Raw genomic sequence first — 19422 nt, forward strand, 5'->3', positions numbered from 1 at the left:
CCAGTGCATAGCGGGCCACTGGCCTTGCCTTGCGCTGTTTTTGACCTCCCGACATCAATTGGCACTCATCCCGATCCTCATCGTTCATCACTGGCGTGTTGACAAAACATAGTTATCACTATGATATGTCGCTGTCGCAAAGATGTTCAGGGGGTGAGGACAGGGCGCGCGGGCAGGGCGCCGCGCATTGTTCTCGGCGGCCCTTCTCCATATGTCCAATTGGGTAGGTATCATGGCCAAGCCAGCACAGCCAAATTTTCCGCCGCATTTTCGCTGGGGGGTTTCGACGTCGGCCTATCAGATTGAAGGCGCCGTAGCCGAAGGGGGGCGAGGTCCATCGACTTGGGATGTCTTCTGCAATCAAGCGGGCCGAATCGCAGATGGATCGACCGGCGCGATCGCGACCGACCATTATCACCGCTATCCGGAAGATGTGGCGCTGATGAAGGCGCTTGGCGTAACCCACTACCGGTTTTCGATCGCCTGGCCGCGGATACAGCCCGGCGGACGCGGTGATCCCAATCCGGCGGGGCTCGAATTCTACGACCGGCTGGTTGATGAACTGTGCGCGGCGGGCATTGTCCCCGTTCCGACGCTTTTTCACTGGGACACGCCGCAGGCACTCGAAGATGAGGGCGGTTGGCTCAATCGCGATACGGCGTATCGATTTGCCGACTATGCGGCGATCGCCGGGGCCCGGCTGGCCGATCGCGTGGGCATGTGGATCACCATGAACGAACCGACAGTGGTGACGAGTTTCGCCTATGGCGTGGGCGCGCATGCCCCGGGGCGTACGCTGGGGTTGGGGGCGATGCCCGTGGCCCATCATCAATTGCTGGCGCACGGGCTTGCCTTGCAGGCGCTCCGCGCCGCCGGTGGGCGCGAGATCGGTATTGCGAACAACCAGGCGCCCGCCTGGCCGGCAAGCGGTGCCGCCGAAGACCAGGGCGCCGCTGCGCTTTATGAGACGATCTTCAACTGGCTGTTCTCGGACCCGCTGTTGCTGGGGCGTTATCCGGAAGGTTTTGAGGCCATGATGCCGGGGCCGGTCGAAGAGGATCTCAAGATCATCTCGGCACCGCTCGACTGGTATGGGCTCAACTACTATAATCCGGTGCGTGTCGGTGCGCCAACGGGCAAGGTTCGTTACGTCGACGGGGTGGAGATGCCATCCGACCTTCCGTTCGACTTGCCGGAAATCGACGGCTATCCGCGTACCGATTTCGACTGGCCCGTCGTACCGGACGGTTTGGGCGAAATCATCGGTTCGCTGCGCAGCCGCTATGGTGCGGCCCTGCCGCCGATTTACATCACCGAAAATGGCTGTTCCTACGCGGATGGTCCGAACGTGGCAGGGTGCGTGGAGGACCACCGCCGGATCGCCTATCTCGACGGGCATTTGCGCGCGTTGGGCAAGGCGATCGACGATGGCGCCGACGTGCGCGGCTATTTCGTCTGGTCGCTGCTCGACAATTTCGAATGGGCGGCGGGTTATGAGCAGCGTTTCGGGTTGGTCCATGTCGATTTTGACACCTTGATGCGGACCCCGAAGGATTCCTATTTCTGGTATCGGGATCTGATTCTTGCGCATTCGACCGCGCCCAGGTGATATCGGACCGTCAATCCGCTCCAGCGCCGGAGAAAAAGGGGCGAGTTGGATGGCCGTGGATTGGCGCGCTGTCGGGTGCCAATTTCGGGCTGTGGGTTGCCCTGTTCGGCCCCATTCAGCTTCTTCTCGGCCTGCAGGCCCAAGCGATCGCACCGGAAAACAAGGTGGCGGTCCTTGGAATTGTTTCGGCTGCGGGCGCGGCCTGTTCCATGATCTCGAATCCGCTTTTCGGGGCGCTGTCCGACCGGACCGTCTCGCGTTTCGGACGTCGGCTGCCCTGGGTGTTGTTTGGCGTCGTGGGAGGCGCGCTGAGCCTGGCCCTCCTCGCTACGGCGGATAGTCTCGCGGCTATGATCCTGGGGTGGTGCCTCGCCCAGATCGCGCTCAATGCGATGTTCGCGGCCCTGGTAGCCGCCGTGCCCGACCAGGTTCCCGTCGCCCAGCGCGGTGCCGTGGGAGCGTGGCTGGGTTTTGCGCAAATCGGGGGTGTCGTTGGCGGCGTTGCGGTTGCCGAGGCGGTGCTCCCGAGCATCGCTCTGGGCTATCTGGCCTGTGCCGCGGTTCTGGTCGTGACCGCTGCTCCCTATTTGCTGTTTCGCCGCGATATCATACTCGATCGCCGCCATCGCCCCGCTTTTTCCTGGCGGAGCTTTCTCTCGGGCTTCTGGATCGATCCGCGCAAACATCCCGATCTGGGATGGGCGTGGATTGCGCGTTTCACGTTCAACCTCGCCTATGCCGTCGGCACGCTCTATCTGCTCTATTATCTGGGCGACATCGTCCATCGTCCCAATCCGGCTGGGGACGTCGTCATCATGACAGCCGTCAATGTCGGGGCGATGATAGTCTTCATGATACCTGCCGGGATTTTGTCCGACAAGCTGGGGCGGCGCAGGATATTTGTCATTGTTGCCGGGCTGATCCTGGCATCGGGCATGGCCATGCTTGCGGCGAGTCCGGGCTGGAGCGGTGCGCTGATCGCGGCGGCGGTGATCGGGGCAGGCTTCGGCATCTATACATCGGCGGAATTCGCATTGATCACCCAGATTCTGCCGAGTGATGCCGATCGGGGGCGTGACCTTGGCGTGCTCAACGTCGCAAATTCACTGCCGCAGGTTCTGGCACCGGCCTTGGCGGGATTGGTCGTCAGCTATGCCGGATATCCGGTCCTGTATGCCTTGGCTGCCGTTGCAGCATTGAGCGGAGCCATTTTGATCCAGCGGATACGCGGCGTGTCATGACACAGGTTCTGGCGGTACGAATTTACAGTTGAGGGTGCTGGAAAGCCCTTCGATCAGATCAGAAGCGGCATGCCGTTCGCGGACGCCGATCCGTCGATCGTTAAAATGCCCAGGCATATGGCTTGAGTGATCAGATGCGCCCGGTTGCGAGCGTTCAGTTTAAGTCGCACATTCTCGATATGTCGTTCGACGGTTCGGGGAGCGATGCTGATTTCGATCGCGATCTCTTTTGCCGATTGTCCCATTGCGACAAGTTCTAATATTTGATGCTCACGAGCAGTAAGATGCGGCTCCGAAAAAAGTTGGTCCCGTTGCACAGCCATTCTCCCCTAGCGCTTATGGCGCGGACGAACAGCGACCCGTGGCATTTATCGACTTGGAATGCTCACACAATTGTATTTTGCGATCATTTTGTGGCGTTATCGCGACAGAATTGATCGCGGTGACCCATTTGCACGATCGCAAAAAATATCCTTAGCACATTATGAATCGAAAATGCGGTAAAATTCAACCTCTCTGCACCATCGGAAAACACCCACGTATTTTTCCTACGCTGATCGTGCACGCCAATTCCTACGCGTTTGACCGGATGGACTAAAATCGGTCCAGGCAACAAAGTCGCTCCATAAGGGGTCGCCGCAGAAGTCCAATTTCTGATTGGGGGAGACGTGGCGTGCAAGAGTTACGGGCCGGTTTGCGCCCTGGAGAGCACGGTCAAGAAACCGAGCTTCGGTTCCGCAAAGGCGAAATCATTTTCTTTCAGGGCGATCGCAGCGACTGCTGGTTCGAGGTCGTCTCGGGCATTGTCCGAACCTGCCGTTTCCACATCGACGGGCATCGCCAGCTGACTGGCTTTTTCTACAAGGGCGACGCTTTCGGAGTCGAATGCGGTCGGCGCGATGCCGCAGCCGAGGCGGTGACAAATGCCATTTTGAGTCGCCGTTTCGTTACCGCGAGTGAACTGGACTCATCGTGGCAGAACCATGCTCTCGAACGGGCGCTGGAGAGCGCAAACCAGTGTATTTTCCTGCTCGGCCGCCGGAATGCGAACGAGCGGGTCGCTGCCTTTCTGCTGATAGCGGCGGAGCGGCTTGAATCACCGGAAAGCGTCCCTCTGCCGATGACGCGAAGCGATATCGCCGACCATCTTGGGCTTACCATCCACACTGTCAGCCGCACGATTTCAGGCTTCGTTCGCCGCGGGCTGATCGAGTTGGACGGGCCGCAGATGTGCCGGATCATCGACGTCGAGGGCCTGCGCAGCGCCGCAGGCGAGGAGGTCGAGGCTGCGATCGACCGATTGCATACGGCTGGGCCGTCGAGCCTTGCTGTTCATCCCCGGGGAGAGAGATTATGACAAAGGGCTGGGCCACGCCGTTGCTGTTCCACAGCTGCACGGCCTTCGTCGGCTTGTCCACCTTGGTTGCCTCGGACCGTGCGGAAGCGGGTACGTTGCCGCCGCTGGAATGCCATTGCGGCAATCTGGCCTTTCTCGACGTTACCGCGTCGTGGAGTGGTGCGGCGTCGGTTTCGCCTGGCGGAGCAACGCCGGAAGCGCCGGCGGCCGTCGCGGTGGCCGTCGAGACAGGCCAGCAAAGGCAGATCATCGACGAGCAACGACAATTGATCGACAGGCAAAGCGCGATGATTGCCGAGCAGCGCAACCAGATCGAGAAGATGCAGCAGCACCTTGCCCAACAACAGGTGCAGATCGACAAGCTGAGCTTGCTGGCGCTCGCGGACCGGCCGCTCGATTCGATGCGCGGTGCCGGTCTGGCCCAGGGCATCGACCCGGTACTGCCGGGGCCGGGGTCCAGCACGGTTTCCTTACCCGACAGTCCGGTTGGTGAAGCGCCGCCACCGGAACCGGGGACCGAGCAGCGCGTGGCGGCGGTGCCGGAGGGGCAGGGGGTGCTTACGCCCGCTGGAAAGCTCGTTTTCGAGCCGTCGTTCGAATATACGCGGTCATCGACCAACCGCCTGGTGTTCCGCGGCATTGAACTGATTCCCGGTATTCAGATCGGCCTGATTGAGGCGACCGACGCTGACCGCGATACTGTCGTCGGTACGGCTTCGCTCCGATACGGCCTTACCGATCGGCTGGAGGTAGAGCTTCGCGCACCCTATCTCTACCGCAACGACCGGATCGAGGTGGCCCAGCAGCGCGATGAAGGCATTGTCCGGCAGATCGCGCTTCGCGAGCACGGGATTGGCGATGCCGAATTCGCGGTGCGCTATCAGTTCAACCGGCCAGTGGGACAAAAGCCGATCTTCATCGGGTCGCTGCGGGTCAAGTCTGATACGGGCAAAGGGCCGTTTGATATCGGCTATGATGAATTCGGCGTCGCGACCGGTCTTGCCACCGGATCGGGATTCTGGGCGGTTCAGCCCGGTCTCAACTTCCTGATGCCATCTGACCCGGCGGTGATTTACGGCGGGGTCGCCTATCTGTACCACATCCCCCGGAATGTGAACAAAATGGTCGGTGATGTGCTGGTCGGGCGGGTTGATCCGGGCGATGCAATCTCTGCCAACCTGGGCTTTGGCTTCGCGCTCAATCCTCGCTTTTCTTTCTCGCTGGGCTATCGTCATAACTATATATTCCCGACGAAATCCGAAATCGGCGATACCCGTCAAAAATCCAAATATCTCCATGTCGGCTCGCTGAACCTTGGCATGTCCTATCGCCTGTCACTGCGTGACGTACTGAACTTCGGATTTGAATTCGGGGTGACCGAGGACGCGCCCGATGTCAGCATCACGATACGGATGCCGTTCAGCTGATCATCGCTAAAGTCAGTTGTTGAGCGCGCCGAGAGAGCCGGCACTCACCGCACTGCCGATCGCGTCGCTGATCCGTGTCATGGCGAGAGCATTGCGAAAACCGTCATAGCCCGAGACGTCGAGTGTGGCGTCAACTTGCTGCGCCAGGTTCACGCTGCTGGCGGTGTTGATCAAGACGTTCTGGATCGCGTCGGTTGAGTGGATGAGTGCGGTCTGCCCGTTGTTGGCGAGGAATACCGATTCATCGCCAACGCGCATCTGGATGCCGCCACTGGTCAATATTCCGGCTTGAATATGCGATGCGTCGGCGGCTGTCAGCGAGGGCGAAACATAGCGATCGACTGTGGCGCCATTCGCGGTCCAGCTGACGATCGTGCGTAGCGCGAGCTGATCATTCACAAAGCTTCGGATGTCGGCGCCGAACGAGATCTGCATATCGTTCCATGAAAAGCCGCCGCGCTGGGTTGCAAGAACCTCATCGGAAACCGTTGCAGCCTCGAGGAGCGGGTCTTCGGCGGCGGCCTCGCTTGCGACCAACAAGAGCGGCGCGAAAGCAAGGATATGGAGGTTCCTGCGCATCATATTCCTCATTTCACCGTGCCAACACGGACATCGAGAAGGATTTGCGGCGTCAGCTGATATTTCGGGGGTAGATTGGTGGTGAGATCGCCGGCTGACACATGCAGCGCGCCATCTTCTTCCAGCGGCGCTTTGGACCAGGGGCCCCAGTCGCCGGCGAGGTTGAAGACGGGGCGGCGGTCGGCTCCGTCGACGATTGCCAGAAGGATGCCGTTCCAGTGCTTTTCGAAATCGCTGAGCGCATATTCGTTGAGGCCGAGGACCGAGTCGCCGGTCAGCACGCGATCGCCCTTCAGTCCTTTGATGACGACAAAATGCTTGAAGCCGTTGAGATCCAGAAGGGCGATGGTGGGGCGTTTCACGTCGCGCAACTGGTCGATGTTGATGCGAAAACCTTCGGCGCGATAGCCGCGCGACTTCAGGTAGTTTTTCATGTCGAGCATCGAGAAGCCAACCTTGCGGATCGCCTCGCGGTCGCCGACTTCCCACATCGCACGAAAGGGCGCCGTTTCCGATGTCGGCTGGCCATAGTGAAAGGTAAGGAGGGTTGCGATCGCCGCGGATCCGCAACTGAAGTCATAGCGTTGGCGCACGACGGAACGAAAGGGAATGTCCCACCAGGTCATCACCTGGACTGCATAGCTGCCGCCCGCTTCATTGTTGCCCAATCGGACTTCGGCGACCGCAGGCGGCGCCATCTGGGTGCACAGGGCACCGGCGATCAAGGCAAGAAGCGGTCGCATGCGGCGGTCAATTGGCGAGGTTGATGGTCAGATTCATACCGCTTTGCACGCTGACCTGCGCGCCCGTGTTGATCAGAAGATTGCCGACGCCATTGAAGTTGGACAGGGCGTTGTCGCTCAGCGTCACCGCGCCGGCCGCATAGTCGCCGTTCAGGATGTTGCCGCTCGTAATCGCGTTCAGCGTCTGATTGGTGATCACCAGCGTTTCGCCACCGCGGAGCGTGTCCAGTTCCTCGTTGGTCAACATGGGGGACTTGGGATCGCGTTGGGCTGCAGTCGTCGATGGAGGCGACGACATGCTATCTGCATCGACCATCGCAGTGTCCGACGGGGCGCCGGGCGCGGTGGTTTGCCCAAGCGCCGGTGCGGAAAGACTCGCCGCAGCGAAAGCTGCGGATAATATCAGATACTTCATGGCGAGGCGCTCCTGTAAGGCTCGCAAACAGGATGACCGGCCGCCCGGGTCGGGCGAACCGGCCATCTCCGGGGGGCTCAGTCTCCGCCGTCTCCGCCACCGTCAGCGGCTGCACAGCATTCGCCGAAGGACACAGTGCCCTGGGCTGCAATGTTGGTTGCCGCCTGGGTATTGGCATTGATGCCGGTGTTCCAGGCTGCGTTCATGATGCCCGCATAGGCGGCAAAGGCATTGCCGCGGATCGAGTTGTTGCCGCTGTTGTAGCCAACGGGGGTTTCGGACCCGTCTTCACCATCCAGATCGACGACTTCGTCGAGATATTTGTTGGTGTTGACCGCATTCAGGGATTGGCTGGCGATGACGAGATTGTTTCCGTTGCCGGACCCATTGCCGTCATTGTCCTGGTCATCATCCGAATAGCTGTCGGCTGCATTGTCTTGAACGAACAGGTCGATGAGATCATTCACAACGGTCGTGTCGCTATGGTTGCCCGACGCACCCGTGGTGGTGTTGTCATTGTCCTGATTCTGTTGCGCCAATGCCGGAACCCCGGCGACAGCGAGTGTCAGCGTCGACACCGCAAGCATGACTTTCCTGATCATGGTCTTCTCCTTCTTTCGCAAAGGGGGTAGCGCGCCATGCCGGAAGACATGCCTGTTGCGGATCCTCCCCAATTGTCCGCACCGATGCGAACAAGGCCATGATGGTCCGTGGTGCGCCGTCCCGCTTTGCGAATTGGCAATGCCGGTTGCGGAGAACTAACCAGACGGAATCGGTAGAGCGAGGCGTGGAGTACCGATTTCGGCGAGCGCGCGCCATCGCACCGGGAACCGATGGACCTGGTGCGATGACGGACCGGCGGAAGAGCGCGCGTGGTAGCGCGGTCAGGCGCGGCGTGGCGTTGCCGGAAACTCCCGCTCCATCCATGCCGTAAAGCGCTGGCAGGCGTCCTCGACCAGTTCGTTCGTCAGGGCATAGCTGAAACGGATGAAACGATGCCCGTTTTCCGGATCGAAATCGACGCCCGGCGCGGTCGCGAGGCCGGTGTCGGCGAGCAGCTTTTTGCAGAATGCGATGCTGTCGTCGGTCAAATGGGCGATCGATGCATAGACATAGAAAGCCCCGTCGGATGGGGCGACGTCGGTGATGCCGAGGCTTGTCAGCGCTTCGATCAACAGCACACGATTGCGGCGATAGACTTCGACCCGCGCGTCGAGTTCAGGCTCACAGTCGAATGCCGCCAAGGCCGCATGCTGACTGAGGGCGGGGGGCGAGAGGAAAAGATTGCCGACGCGCGCGCGCGCCGCGCTGACATAGGGCTTCGGGCAGACGAGCCAGCCGAGGCGCCAGCCGGGCATACCATAATATTTCGAGAAGCTGTTGATGACGAAGGCATCGGGATCGTAACTCAGCACCGAATGGGTTTCGATTCCGTAGCTGAGGCGATGATAGATTTCGTCCGAGATGATCTGGACACCGCGCTCTTTGCACGCCGCGACAATGTCCGCCAACTCGTTTGGCGGGATGATGGTGCCGGTCGGATTGGCCGGACTGGCGACGATCAGCCCGTCGGGGGCCTCCGTCGCATCGCGAATGTGGCGGGCGTTGATCTGGAAGCGATCCTCGGCGCCGCACGCAACCTCGACCGGTGTCATCGACAGCGCGCGCAGCGAATTGCGATAGGCGACATAGCCTGGCCGCGCGGTCATCACGCGGCTTCCGGGCCGAAAGACGGTGAGCAGTGCGAGGACGAGCGCGGGCGAGGCGCCGCAGGTCAGGATGATCTGTTCGGGGGCGACGTCGACGCCATATTGTTCGCGATAATGGCGGGCGATGCGCTCGCAGAGCGGCGCGCTTTCCCAATATCCCATCATGCTGGCGGGGTTGCCGAGCGCGTTGATCGTGGCGGCGACGGCGCCCTGTGGCGCGCCTGCTGACGGCTGGCCAAATTCCATATGGATGATCGATCCGCCGTCGCGACGCATCTTCTGCGCCAGTTGGCTGATCTCTATGGCGCGAAACGGGTCGATGTCGTCGGGAAGGCGGTTGTGCGTCATGGCGGCAATCAATGTCCAAATCGGGTAAGGGGGATGCTCCGCTCGTGCCGTCTCTGCCGGTTTAGTCAAGCCCGCGGCGATATTCAGGTGCCGTTGGGAAGCAGAAATGGCCGTGTACGGCAACGATAGGGGACACGGCGGTCCGTCGTTGAGGGAAGCCAAGCTCAGCTAAGGGCCGCAACAGTATCTCTACTTCTTTAGTAGAGTGACAGCGGGTATTCCCATTGGCTAGACAGGGGGCGCTCGAAACAGCTTAACAAGCCTCTATTCATCGCCCTCCGGCCCAAGGCAATCGACAAACTTTGATGACCAAAAAGGGACTCATTATCCGCCATGTGCCGCACGAAGGGATCGCGGGTTATCGCGAACCTGTTGAAGCGGCCGGATATCAACTCGACCGGGTTGATGTTGACGACCCTGCGTTCAGTGCGGTCGATCTTTGCGATCCGGACCTGTTGATCATGATGGGTGGGCCGATGGGAGTCTATGAGCAGCAGCAATATCCCTGGATATCGTGCCAGTTGCGTCGCCTCGCCCGGCGGCTCGAGGCGGGGCTGCCGACGCTCGGGGTGTGCTTTGGCGCGCAGATGATCGCGGCGGCGCTTGGCGCGCCGGTTTACGAGGGGCCGGTCAAGGAAGTCGGCTTTCACCCGCTGAGCTTCGTCGATCCGGCGTCTCCGCTTCGCCACCTCGACGGCGTTCCGCTTCTCCATTGGCATGGCGATACGTTCGACCTGCCGGATGGGGTGGAGTTGTTGGGCTCAAGCCAAGCCTATGCCCATCAGGCTTTTCGTCGCGGGCCGAACATCTTGGCGCTGCAGTTCCACGCCGAAATGGGGTGCGACCCGCGATTTGAGGAATGGGTTCGGCAATGGCCCGGCGCTTTGATCGAGGCGGGGCGCAGCGATGCCGCGATGCGGGCCGATCACGCTGCATTTGGTCCCGGGGCGGTTGCCGCGGGCCAGCGGATGATCGGGCAGTGGCTCGCCGAGTTGGATTGCTGAATATTATCGCGGTTCCATCCATGCCCGTACGGGCGCAACGGCCTTTTTCGGCGAAGATCAAGGGCAATAAAAAGCGTCGATAGTTGTTGTAATTGCGAATCGTTCTCGATAGTGCCCGCTGATCCTTCCAGCCCAGATTGTCCGCATGCACCAGATGACCTCCCCGCGACCTGCGACCAAGAAGAAGAGCAGCAAGAGCTTCTGGCTCAAACAGCTGCACACCTGGCACTGGATGAGTTCGGCGATCAGCCTGATCGGCCTGCTGCTGTTCGCGATCACCGGTTTCACGCTGAACCACGCCGCCGATATCGAAGGCACGCCAGTCATCACCCAGAAGGCGGCGCAGTTGTCGCCGCCGCTGCTGAAGCAGCTCGCCGCCGCCGTTCCGGCTGACGCAAAGGCACCGCTGCCCGCGCCGGTCGTCCAGTGGGTTGAGGCGAATTTTCCGGTGCGTGCGAGGGCAGAGGCCGAATGGTCGGCCGAAGAAGTCTATCTGGCGGCGCCGCGCCCCGGTGGCGACGCGTGGGTCGCGATCGACCTCGCGACCGGCGAGGCGAACGCCGAGATCACCAGCCGCGGATGGATTTCCTATCTCAACGATCTTCACAAGGGCCGCAATTCGGGCGGCGAGTGGAGCCTGTTCATCGACATTTTTGCGGGCGCCTGCCTGGTCTTTGCGATCACCGGCCTGTTCCTGCTGCAACTTCATTCGGCCAAGCGGAAAAGCACCTGGCCGCTCGTCGGCGCGGGGGTTGTCATTCCGGCAGTCATCGCCGTCATCTTCATTCATTAGGAGAATTTCGATGCAGCTTTCCTACAGCGCCCTCCTGATCGGCGGCTCCGCCGGTCTCGCGACGGCCCTTGCTACGCCTGCATTCGCGGCCGATCCCGGCGTCATGGATGTGACGGTCACCATCCCGCGGCTGAAGGTCGCCGAATATCACAAGCCGTATATCGCCTTCTGGGTCGAAAAGCCGGGCGCCACCGCCAAGACGGTTGCCGTCTGGTACGACCATGACATGAAGGCGAATGAAGGCACCAAATGGCTTCGTGACGTTCGCCAGTGGTGGCGCGCGTCGGGCCGGTCGCTGACCTTCCCCGCCAATGGCATCACCGGCGCGACCCGTGCACCCGGAACGCAGAAAATATCCTTTACGCGCGCCCAGCTCGGCGCGCTCGCGCCTGGCCAATACACGCTGCTCATTGAAGCGGCGCGCGAGGTCGGCGGCCGCGAAGTGTTGCGCATTCCCTTCACTTGGCCGGGCAAGGCAGGGGCAGGGGGACGCGCCGTAGGGACGACCGAGCTGGGGGCCGTTTCGGTCTCCTTCCGCTAAGGCAGAAAAAAGGACAGGATGATGAACAGGAAAATCTGGGGTTTCGCTGCGACCGTCGCACTGGCCGCGATCGCCGTCGTTCCGGCGAGCGCGCACCGGCAGTGGATGCTGCCGTCGTCGACCGTGCTATCGGGTGACGATGTCTGGGTGACCGTCGACGCCGCGGTATCGAACGACCTCTTCTATTTCGAGCATCAGCCGCTGCGCCTCGACGCGGTCAAGGCGTGGGCGCCCGACGGGACCGAAGCCGCGATCGAGAATAAGGCAACGGGCCGCTACCGCAGCACCTTCGACGTCCATCTGACGCAAAAGGGAACCTGGCGGATCGCGTCGGTCTCTGACGGGCTGATGGGCAGCTATGATCTGGGCGGCAAGACCGAACGCCTGCCGCGCGGGACGACCGCCGCCAATCTGGCGGAGCGTCTGCCTGCCGGCGCGACCAATGTGAAGACCGCGGAATCGAACAATCGCAACGAGATTTTCGTGACCGTCGGCGAGCCGACGACGACGCTGTTCAAGCCGACCGGCAAGGGCATCGAACTCGCACCGGTGACGCACCCCAATGATCTGATCGCGGGCGAAACCGCGAGCTTCCAGTTCCTGCTCGACGGCAAGCCGGCAGCGGGCCTGTCGGTGACGGTGATCCCGGGCGGCGTCCGTTATCGCAATGATCTGGGTGAGGTGAACCTCAAGACCGATGCCCAGGGCAAGGTCGATGTGAACTGGACCGAACCCGGCATGTATTGGGTCAACGTTACGACTCCGCAGGCCGAGCGCCCCGAAGGTGCGACGGGCGAGCCGCCGCTGCAGCGCCGCGCAAGTTATGTCACGACGCTGGAAGTGCTCGCGCCCTGACCGACCGCATATTGATCCCCCGCGCGTTGACGCCCGCGGCCTTTGCCGGGCGCGACGCCGGGGCGGCGATTGAAAGCTTCACTGGCGAGACCATGGGGACGAGCTGGTCGCTGCAGGCCGTGTGGCCGCCCGCGGGGGCCGCTGCGGCTGTGCAGGCGCGGTTCGACCGCGTTGTTGCGCAGATGAGCCAGTGGGAAGCGGGTTCGGACCTCTCGCGCTTCAACGGGGCGCCACCGAATATATGGCAGGCGATACCGGTCGAGTTCGCTACGGTGATCGACGCTGCGCTCGGTATATCGCAGGCCAGTGGTGGCGCATTCGATCCCTGCCTTGGCCGCCTAACGGAACAATGGGGTTTCGGTGCCGCTGGGCCCGTTGACCAGCTTCCTGCCGTCGCCGCCGGGCCGGCCAATCATTCGATCGACTATGACGCGCCCGAACGCCGGGTTCGCCGGACCGAAGACGCCGCGCTCGACCTGTCGGGCATCGCCAAGGGCTATGGTGTCGATTTGGCCGCCGAATGGTTGCTGGGCGCAGGCGTCCGCCATTTCCTGATCGAGGTTGGCGGCGAACTGCGCGGTGAGGGGATCAGGCCCGACGGCCAGCCCTGGTGGGTCGACACCGAAATGCCGCCATCGTCATCGCTCGCGCCCTATCGCATCGCGCTTCACGATCTGTCGGTTGCGACGTCAGGCAATTATCGGCGGGGTTTTGAGGTCGATGGCGTCCGGTATTCGCACAGTTTCGACCCGCGAACGGGACGTCCGGTCGTCCATAATGTGTCGTCGGTTACGGTGCTGCATCGCAGTTGCATGATGGCTGACGGCTGGGCGACCGCGCTGACCGTGCTTGGGTCGCAGGCGGCGATCGCGCTGGCTGACGAGCAGGCGCTGGCGGTGTGCGTGGTCGCGGGGCGGCGCGAATATCTGTCGCACGGCTGGCGTGCGATGCTGGCTTAGCTGTCGGCCCAGCGGCGCAGCAGATTATGGTAGAGACCGGTGAGTTCGATCACCGAGCGGTCGGTGCCGCCCAATTGGCCGGTCAGCCTTTGCACCGACTGGTCGAGGTCGAACAGCATCCGCCGCGCCCCGGCATCGCGCACCATCGACTGGAGCCAGAAAAAGGACGCGACCCGCGTGCCGCGCGTCACCGGGGTGACATGGTGCAGGCTGGACGAGGGATAGACGACCGCATGTCCGGCGGGGAGCTTGACCTGCTGCGGCCCATAATGATCCTCGATCACCAGCACGCCGCCATCATAGGCGTCGGGGTCTTCGAGGAAGACCGTGGCCGACAGGTCGCTGCGCAGGCGAAAATCGGACCCGCGCTGGATGCGGATTGCATTGTCGACATGGGTGCCAAAGGTCTGCCCTTCGCCGTAGCGATTGAACAGGGGCGGAAAGACTTTGAGCGGGAGCGCCGCCGCAAAAAAGAGGGGTGAGTTGCCCAGCGCGTCGAGAATGATTTTGCTGGCATCGCGCGCAGCGGCACTCCCCTCGGGAAGCTGCTCGTTCTGCTTCGCCAGCGCCGATTGCGCCCCCGATGTGGCGTTGCCGTCGATCCATTCCGCCGCATCGATGATGCCCCTGACGCGGGCAACGCCCTCGGCATCGAGCAAGTCGGGAACCGAAATCAGCATGATGAAGACGCGCCAGCGCTGCCCAGCGCCGTGACGCCTTCGGTCCGCAGCCGGTCCGTGTCCGATGCCGCCAGCCACGCCGCCGCCTTGGCCATGAAGGCCGGGGTCGCGCTTTCGCTGACGCGCGCCAGCCAATGCAGCGCGCCGTCGATATCGCCCGCGTCCGCGAGCATCCGCGCGTGGTTGAAGCGGGCACGAAAATCGCCTCCCTCGGCGGCTTGGCGGTAATGGTCGGCGGCGACGCCCAAGTCGCGATCGACCACCCAGCCATCTTCATAGAAGCTGCCGACGAAGTTGACAGCCTTGGCATTGCCCTGCGCCGCCGCTTGCCGGAGCAACGCCAGCGCCGCGGGCTTGTCCTCGGCCACGCCTTCGCCGAGCGCGAGGAGGGTCGCATAATTATATTGGGCCCAGTCGAGCCCCATGTCGGCGGCGATCCGGAACCATTCGGCGGCGCGCGCCTTGTCGATATCGACGCCCCAGCCCTGGTCATAGCAGCGGCCGATCATGTTGATCGCCATCGCATGCCCCTGTTCGGCAGCTTTGCCGAACCAGCCGATCGCCTTTTGCGGATCGCGCGCGACGCCGTCGCCGTCGAGCAGCATTTGACCCAGGGTCGCCTGCGCGTCGGCGAACCCCGCCTCCGCGGCGAGGCGGATCACGACGGGACGCTCGGCATGGCCGGGGGAAAGCAGCGCGGATATTTCATCCGCGCTCATCGCTTTCAGCCGGTCCATGTCGAGCGTCGTCATGGCCCGGCTTTAGTATTTGAAGTTCAGCGTCGCAATGGCCGAACGACCCGGTGCGATGCTGGCATAATGCGCGGTATAGGCCTGGTTGAAATAGACCTTGTTGGTCAGATTGTTGACGTTGACCGACAGATCGAGCTGATCGTTGATGACATAGCCAATCCGGGCGTCGAAGCGCCAATAGCCGGGGATGCTGCGGTACATCACCTTGGTCGCCGGATTGACGGTGACGACGCCTGCGGCAGTCTGGGTGGCCGAACGATTGTCCGAATATCCGCCAAAGACGCGACTGGTGTAGAAGGCGCCGCCGCCCAGCGTCAGGCCCTTGATCGGTTCAACATTGCTCCAGACGGTGAAGCTGTTCTTGGCGGTTTGCGGGAACCGTTTGCCATTGTTGACCGACGGAACCAGAACGGTTTTCGCGCCTTGTATCGTAGTGGTTACGCCGCCGACGGTTTCCGTAATCGCCGGGGCGGTCAGCGCGGTAAAGCCACCATCGACGATCTTTGCATCCAGATAGGAATAGCCGCCGAAGACGGTCCAGCCGGGAAGGATGGTTCCGTTGAAGCCGAGCTCGATGCCTTGAATCTTGCGTTCACCGATAAACTGGACAGTGTTATTCTCGCCGGTCACCCGGGCATTTTGCGTATCCGTCCGGAATGCTGCGGCGGTCAGCGACAGGCGCGATCCGAAGAGATCGGCTTTGGCGCCGAGTTCATAGGATTTGGTCTTCTCGACCTTGAGCGAGTTCAGCAGGTCAATCGCTGCAGGGGTGTTGGTCGTCCCAAGGCCATTCCCTTCCTGACCTTCGCCGAGGAGGCTGTTCGGCGGCGTCGCCGACGTGGCGTAGGATGCGTAGAGGCTGATGTTCGACGCAGGCTTGTAGATCAGGCCAGCCTGATAATTGACGATGTCATCCTTGCGGCTCAGCGAGAATGTGCTCGTCGCCGTTGCGGCCTGCCCGGGGGTCACGGTCGATTTGAAGCTGTCGAAACGGATGCCGAGGTTGACGATCAGCGTCTCGCCGATAGCCATTGAGTCGAACGCATAGACCGACTTGGTGGTCGAATCGTTGCGTGTCTCCTGAATTGGCAGCGTCTTGGTGATCGGGCCAATGGCGGCGTAATTGCCATCGACGTAATTCACCCACGGATCATTGGGGTTCGGATTGAACAGGCTGGTGCAGTTGAAGGTGGCGACCTGAACATTGTTGCAAGCTGCGGCGGCGACCGGGGTCGCTGCCACGGGCGTTGCGAAATTGCGGGTTGTGACGACGAACGTGCCGCGGCGCGCCTTTTCTGAAGACAGCTCGAGGCCGGTGGCAAAGCTGTGTTCGATGCCGCCCGTGTTGAACTTGCCAAACAGATCGGTCTGGTTGGTCATGCTCGAGGTATAGCCGTAACGCGTGTTGGCGCGGCGCCACACATAGCCGCCGCCGGCCGTGATGTTTGCGGGCGCGGATGCTGAGGCGTTACCGAAGACATTGCCCTGCTGATCGTCGGGCTGCGTGAAAATATAGGCCTGGTTCGAGTAATTGTAGCGCGATGTGTTCCGGAATTTGATGCCGTTGCCGAAGTCATGATCGAAACGCAGCGTTAGCTGATCGGTCTTGCTGTCGCGGAAGTCCCGGTTGACGAGGCCATAGAAGGTGCTGCGATCGACCGTCCCGGTTACGCCCCCGCGCGTAGTGACCTTGCCGATCAGCGGTTCGGAATAGACTTTGTCGCCCAGCGGCGCGTTCCCGATCGTGTAGAAATAGGGAATGCCGCTGTCGGGCATTTCGTCGGTGTCGAGATGATAATAGGAAGCCGTCAGTTTGGTCGGTCCGTCGACGCCAATGGTCAGCGACGGCGCGATGCCCCAACGTTTCTGGTAGATCGCGTCGCGGCCGGCGACATCCTGATCGTGCCACATGCCGTTGATGCGCAGCGCGACATTGCTGCCAATGACATAGTTCACGTCACCGGTGATGCGCTTGTAATTGTCGGTGCCGACCGTAACCGAGCCACCGACGAAATTCTCGTTGCGGGGCAGCTTTGAAACGATGTTCAGCGAACCGCCCGCGCTGCCGCGTCCACCGAGGGTCGAATCGGACCCGCGCACGACCTGAATTTGTTCGATCGCGAACACTTCGCGGCTCTGCGCGCCGATGTCCCGGACACCGTCGAGATAGGTGCTGCCCTGGCTGTCGAAACCGCGGATGAAGGGACGGTCGCCGAGCGGGTTTCCGCCCTCGGCCGCGCCGAAGGTGATGCCGGGGACGGTCCGCAGCGCTTCGACCAGCGTTGCCGATCCGGTTTCCTTGATCACCTGTTTGTCCACCACGACGATCGAGCGCGGGGTGTCGATCAGCGGGGCGACCGCCTTGGGGGTGTCAATCTGCACCTGTTGGCCGTTGACGATGATCGTCTCGCGTTCCTGATCCGCATCGGCCGACGCATCGGCGTCGATATCGGCCGCCATGGCGGGGGCGCTGATGATGCTCCCGACGCAGGACATGGCGAGGAATGTGGCGGACGTCGACTTTTTCACGGCTTTACCCCTTATTGCTTCGGAGGCGCCGCTATTGCGAATAGATTGCAGAGTCAATGTCTATTGCGAATTATTCGCATCGCTGTCACAAATCGTTGCGGGCATGGCCGCACTGGCTCTTGCGCGCCGGCGTGCAGCGCGGAATTTTCCTCAGCGCCGCCGTTCGAGCCACCAGCTTTGCCGCCAGCCATATTGGCTGGCGATCGCGTCGCCCGCGGCATTGGTCGCGGGTTTGAAACGGAAGCGTTCCTCGATCAGGCGGCAGGTGGTGGCGTCGAGCGAGGCGTCGCCGCTCGATCGCGTGACGCGGCACCCGCTGACGCGGCCGGTCGGCTGGATCGTGAAGCGCGTCTCGACCTCGCCGCCAATCTTCGCCTGACTCGCATCGCGCGGATAGTCGCGGTCGGTGATGGTGCCGCTGCGCCAGGCCGCTTTCGATCCGCCCCCAGTGCCGCTGCCCGCACCGCCCGCGCCGGTGCCGTCACCGCGCCCACCTGCGCCCGATCCCGGCCCAGGGTTGGGAGTTGCGCCCGCCGAGGCGTCATTGCCGGTGCCGGGGCGCGGGGCGGCTGCGATCGGGGGCGGGGTGACGGGAGGCAGCTTGGGCGTGGGGGCGACGACTTGCGCCGCCTTGGCATGCTTGTTCGCCACCGACGCCTTGCCGCTGGCTTTTTCGGCAACGGCTTTCTGTGGCACCGGCTCTTCGCGCGGCGGGACGGGTACAGGGATGGCGATGGCGCTGATCGCCTCGCTCGCCTTGCGCACGACATCGAGGTCGAGGCCGCTGGCGAGCCCCGCGCCGACCGCGATCACTGCAAGCAATGCCGCGCTGGCCGACAGGGCGCGCTGCTGTGGAGAAATCTGCCCCGTATAGGCCATGGCGTCGCCCCAACCTTCGCGCGCGAGCTGCGTGCGATCAGGCCACCTGCTTAAAGGAATTCGTCTAGCGTGGACATGAACCTGTCGAACTGGTCGTGGTGCAGCCAGTGGCCGGCGTTTTCAAACTCGATCACCTTCGCATTGTTGAAATGCTTGAGGCGACCATCTCGCTCCGGATTCGATGCCCAGCTGTCGGCGCCATAGAGCAAGAGGGTGGGGCAGGTGATCGCCGACCACAGCGCGGCGATTGCGTCGTGCGGCACGTCGAACGCGGGCCAGACGTTCAGATAATTGTCGAACTTCCAGCTCCAGCTGCCATCCTCGTTGCGGCTGATCCCGTGGATCGTCAGGTGGCGTGCCTGTTCGGCGGTCAGATAGGCGTTCTCGCCCATCATCCGCGCCAGCGCATCGTCGAGCGTGGCGTAGCGGCGCGGCGAGCGCCCCGCCGCCTGGCGCTTGTCGTCGATCCACTTGCGAAAATGTTCGGCGAAGGGCTTGGTCGCGCGTTCGGCCATCACCTTCGGCGAGGCGCCCAGCCCTTCGATCGCAACCAGCTTGCGGACATTTTCGGGATAGAGGCCGGTGTAGCGCAGCGCGATATTGCCGCCCATCGAATGGGCGACAATCGCCACCGGGCCAAGGTCGAGCTGGTGGATCAGTTGCGCGAGGTCATAGACGAAGCCGTCCATGGGGTAGTTGCCGTCGGGCGACCAGGCGCTGTCGCCGTGGCCGCGCAGGTCGGGCGCGATGACATGATAACGGTCGCGCAGCTTTTCGGCGACCCAGTCCCAGTTGCGGCAATGGTCGCGACCACCGTGGACGAGCAGGAGTGGCGGCGCGCCGCGATTGCCCCAATCGACATAGTGGAGCTTCAGCCGCTGTGAGATGAAACTGTTCGACGTCGGTCCACTACTTGCCATCACATCGTCCTTGCTGTCTGTTCCAGTTTCAAAAGGCGACTGATCCCGATCCGTCAACCCCGCATTGTGGTTGGCGCGGGCA

The 19422-nt window shown here is 62.2% G+C and carries 20 protein-coding genes; 9 read left to right on the forward strand and 11 right to left on the reverse strand.

Features of this window, described 5'->3' with window-relative positions:
• The first annotated feature begins 232 nt into the window (after positions 1-232).
• Positions 233-1609: a GH1 family beta-glucosidase gene (locus AC1RRJ_RS06325; protein WP_493120912.1), complete on the forward strand. Its 1377-nt coding sequence runs from the start codon at positions 233-235 to the stop codon at positions 1607-1609.
• Positions 1610-1773: 164 nt separating this feature from the next.
• Positions 1774-2850 (forward strand): MFS transporter, encoded by a 1077-nt coding sequence (locus AC1RRJ_RS06330; protein ID WP_493120913.1) that lies wholly within the window; start codon positions 1774-1776, stop codon positions 2848-2850.
• Between the two features lie 53 nt (positions 2851-2903).
• On the opposite strand, the gene AC1RRJ_RS06335 is transcribed toward AC1RRJ_RS06330, so the two are convergent.
• Positions 2904-3173, reverse strand: a complete 270-nt coding sequence (locus tag AC1RRJ_RS06335) for a LuxR C-terminal-related transcriptional regulator (RefSeq protein WP_493120914.1) — start codon at positions 3171-3173, stop codon at positions 2904-2906.
• 350 nt (positions 3174-3523) lie between these two features.
• On the opposite strand from AC1RRJ_RS06335, the gene AC1RRJ_RS06340 reads away from it, so the two are divergent.
• Positions 3524-4207: a helix-turn-helix domain-containing protein gene (locus tag AC1RRJ_RS06340; protein WP_493120915.1), complete on the forward strand. Its 684-nt coding sequence runs from the start codon at positions 3524-3526 to the stop codon at positions 4205-4207.
• Positions 4204-5634: a hypothetical protein gene (locus AC1RRJ_RS06345; protein WP_493120916.1), complete on the forward strand. Its 1431-nt coding sequence runs from the start codon at positions 4204-4206 to the stop codon at positions 5632-5634. Before AC1RRJ_RS06340 ends, AC1RRJ_RS06345 begins: the two co-directional genes overlap by 4 nt.
• A 12-nt stretch (positions 5635-5646) precedes the next feature.
• On the opposite strand, the gene AC1RRJ_RS06350 is transcribed toward AC1RRJ_RS06345, so the two are convergent.
• From AC1RRJ_RS06350 to AC1RRJ_RS06370, 5 genes are all read right to left on the reverse strand, one after another.
• The gene (locus AC1RRJ_RS06350) at positions 5647-6216 is read right to left on the reverse strand and encodes a hypothetical protein (protein ID WP_493120917.1); all 570 of its coding nucleotides are present in this window, start codon (positions 6214-6216) and stop codon (positions 5647-5649) included.
• Positions 6217-6221: 5 nt separating this feature from the next.
• On the reverse strand, positions 6222-6956 hold the full coding sequence (locus AC1RRJ_RS06355; protein ID WP_493120918.1) for a C39 family peptidase: 735 nt from the start codon (positions 6954-6956) through the stop codon (positions 6222-6224).
• A gap of 7 nt (positions 6957-6963) precedes the next feature.
• Complete coding sequence (locus tag AC1RRJ_RS06360) at positions 6964-7203, reverse strand: hypothetical protein (RefSeq protein WP_493120919.1); 240 nt, start codon at positions 7201-7203, stop codon at positions 6964-6966.
• A gap of 245 nt (positions 7204-7448) precedes the next feature.
• Complete coding sequence (locus tag AC1RRJ_RS06365; RefSeq protein WP_493120920.1) at positions 7449-7973, reverse strand: hypothetical protein; 525 nt, start codon at positions 7971-7973, stop codon at positions 7449-7451.
• Positions 7974-8255: 282 nt separating this feature from the next.
• On the reverse strand, positions 8256-9428 hold the full coding sequence (locus AC1RRJ_RS06370) for an aminotransferase class I/II-fold pyridoxal phosphate-dependent enzyme (protein ID WP_493120921.1): 1173 nt from the start codon (positions 9426-9428) through the stop codon (positions 8256-8258).
• A gap of 305 nt (positions 9429-9733) precedes the next feature.
• Here AC1RRJ_RS06370 and AC1RRJ_RS06375 point away from each other — a divergent pair, with 305 nt between their 5' ends.
• From AC1RRJ_RS06375 to AC1RRJ_RS06395, 5 genes are all read left to right on the forward strand, one after another.
• Positions 9734-10432 carry a glutamine amidotransferase gene (locus AC1RRJ_RS06375; RefSeq protein WP_493120922.1) on the forward strand — a complete coding sequence of 233 codons (699 nt, stop codon included), beginning with the start codon at positions 9734-9736 and terminating at the stop codon, positions 10430-10432.
• Positions 10433-10577: 145 nt separating this feature from the next.
• The gene (locus tag AC1RRJ_RS06380; protein ID WP_493120923.1) at positions 10578-11225 is read left to right on the forward strand and encodes a PepSY-associated TM helix domain-containing protein; all 648 of its coding nucleotides are present in this window, start codon (positions 10578-10580) and stop codon (positions 11223-11225) included.
• A gap of 10 nt (positions 11226-11235) precedes the next feature.
• Positions 11236-11766 carry a DUF2271 domain-containing protein gene (locus tag AC1RRJ_RS06385; RefSeq protein WP_493120924.1) on the forward strand — a complete coding sequence of 177 codons (531 nt, stop codon included), beginning with the start codon at positions 11236-11238 and terminating at the stop codon, positions 11764-11766.
• Positions 11767-11787: 21 nt separating this feature from the next.
• Entirely contained in the window at positions 11788-12621 is an 834-nt protein-coding gene (locus AC1RRJ_RS06390) for a DUF4198 domain-containing protein (RefSeq protein ID WP_493121783.1), read from the forward strand.
• Between the two features lie 26 nt (positions 12622-12647).
• Positions 12648-13580: an FAD:protein FMN transferase gene (locus AC1RRJ_RS06395; RefSeq protein ID WP_493120925.1), complete on the forward strand. Its 933-nt coding sequence runs from the start codon at positions 12648-12650 to the stop codon at positions 13578-13580.
• On the opposite strand, the gene AC1RRJ_RS06400 is transcribed toward AC1RRJ_RS06395, so the two are convergent.
• The 5 genes from AC1RRJ_RS06400 to AC1RRJ_RS06420 all read right to left on the reverse strand — a co-directional run bounded on the left by AC1RRJ_RS06400 (position 13577) and on the right by AC1RRJ_RS06420 (position 19340).
• The gene (locus AC1RRJ_RS06400) at positions 13577-14260 is read right to left on the reverse strand and encodes a Fe2+-dependent dioxygenase (RefSeq protein WP_493120926.1); all 684 of its coding nucleotides are present in this window, start codon (positions 14258-14260) and stop codon (positions 13577-13579) included. The two genes, AC1RRJ_RS06395 and AC1RRJ_RS06400, sit on opposite strands and share 4 nt — an antisense overlap.
• Positions 14254-15012, reverse strand: coding sequence for a tetratricopeptide repeat protein (locus tag AC1RRJ_RS06405; protein ID WP_493120927.1), 759 nt, complete (start codon positions 15010-15012; stop codon positions 14254-14256). The genes AC1RRJ_RS06400 and AC1RRJ_RS06405 overlap by 7 nt, the downstream gene beginning before the upstream one ends.
• 9 nt (positions 15013-15021) lie before the next feature.
• Positions 15022-17541 carry a TonB-dependent receptor gene (locus tag AC1RRJ_RS06410; RefSeq protein WP_493120928.1) on the reverse strand — a complete coding sequence of 840 codons (2520 nt, stop codon included), beginning with the start codon at positions 17539-17541 and terminating at the stop codon, positions 15022-15024.
• Between the two features lie 150 nt (positions 17542-17691).
• Positions 17692-18420, reverse strand: a complete 729-nt coding sequence (locus tag AC1RRJ_RS06415) for an energy transducer TonB (RefSeq protein ID WP_493120929.1) — start codon at positions 18418-18420, stop codon at positions 17692-17694.
• A gap of 50 nt (positions 18421-18470) precedes the next feature.
• Complete coding sequence (locus tag AC1RRJ_RS06420) at positions 18471-19340, reverse strand: alpha/beta fold hydrolase (protein ID WP_493120930.1); 870 nt, start codon at positions 19338-19340, stop codon at positions 18471-18473.
• Positions 19341-19422 lie beyond the last annotated feature (82 nt).

The organism is Sphingopyxis sp. GW821-FHT12C06, from assembly GCF_058807415.1.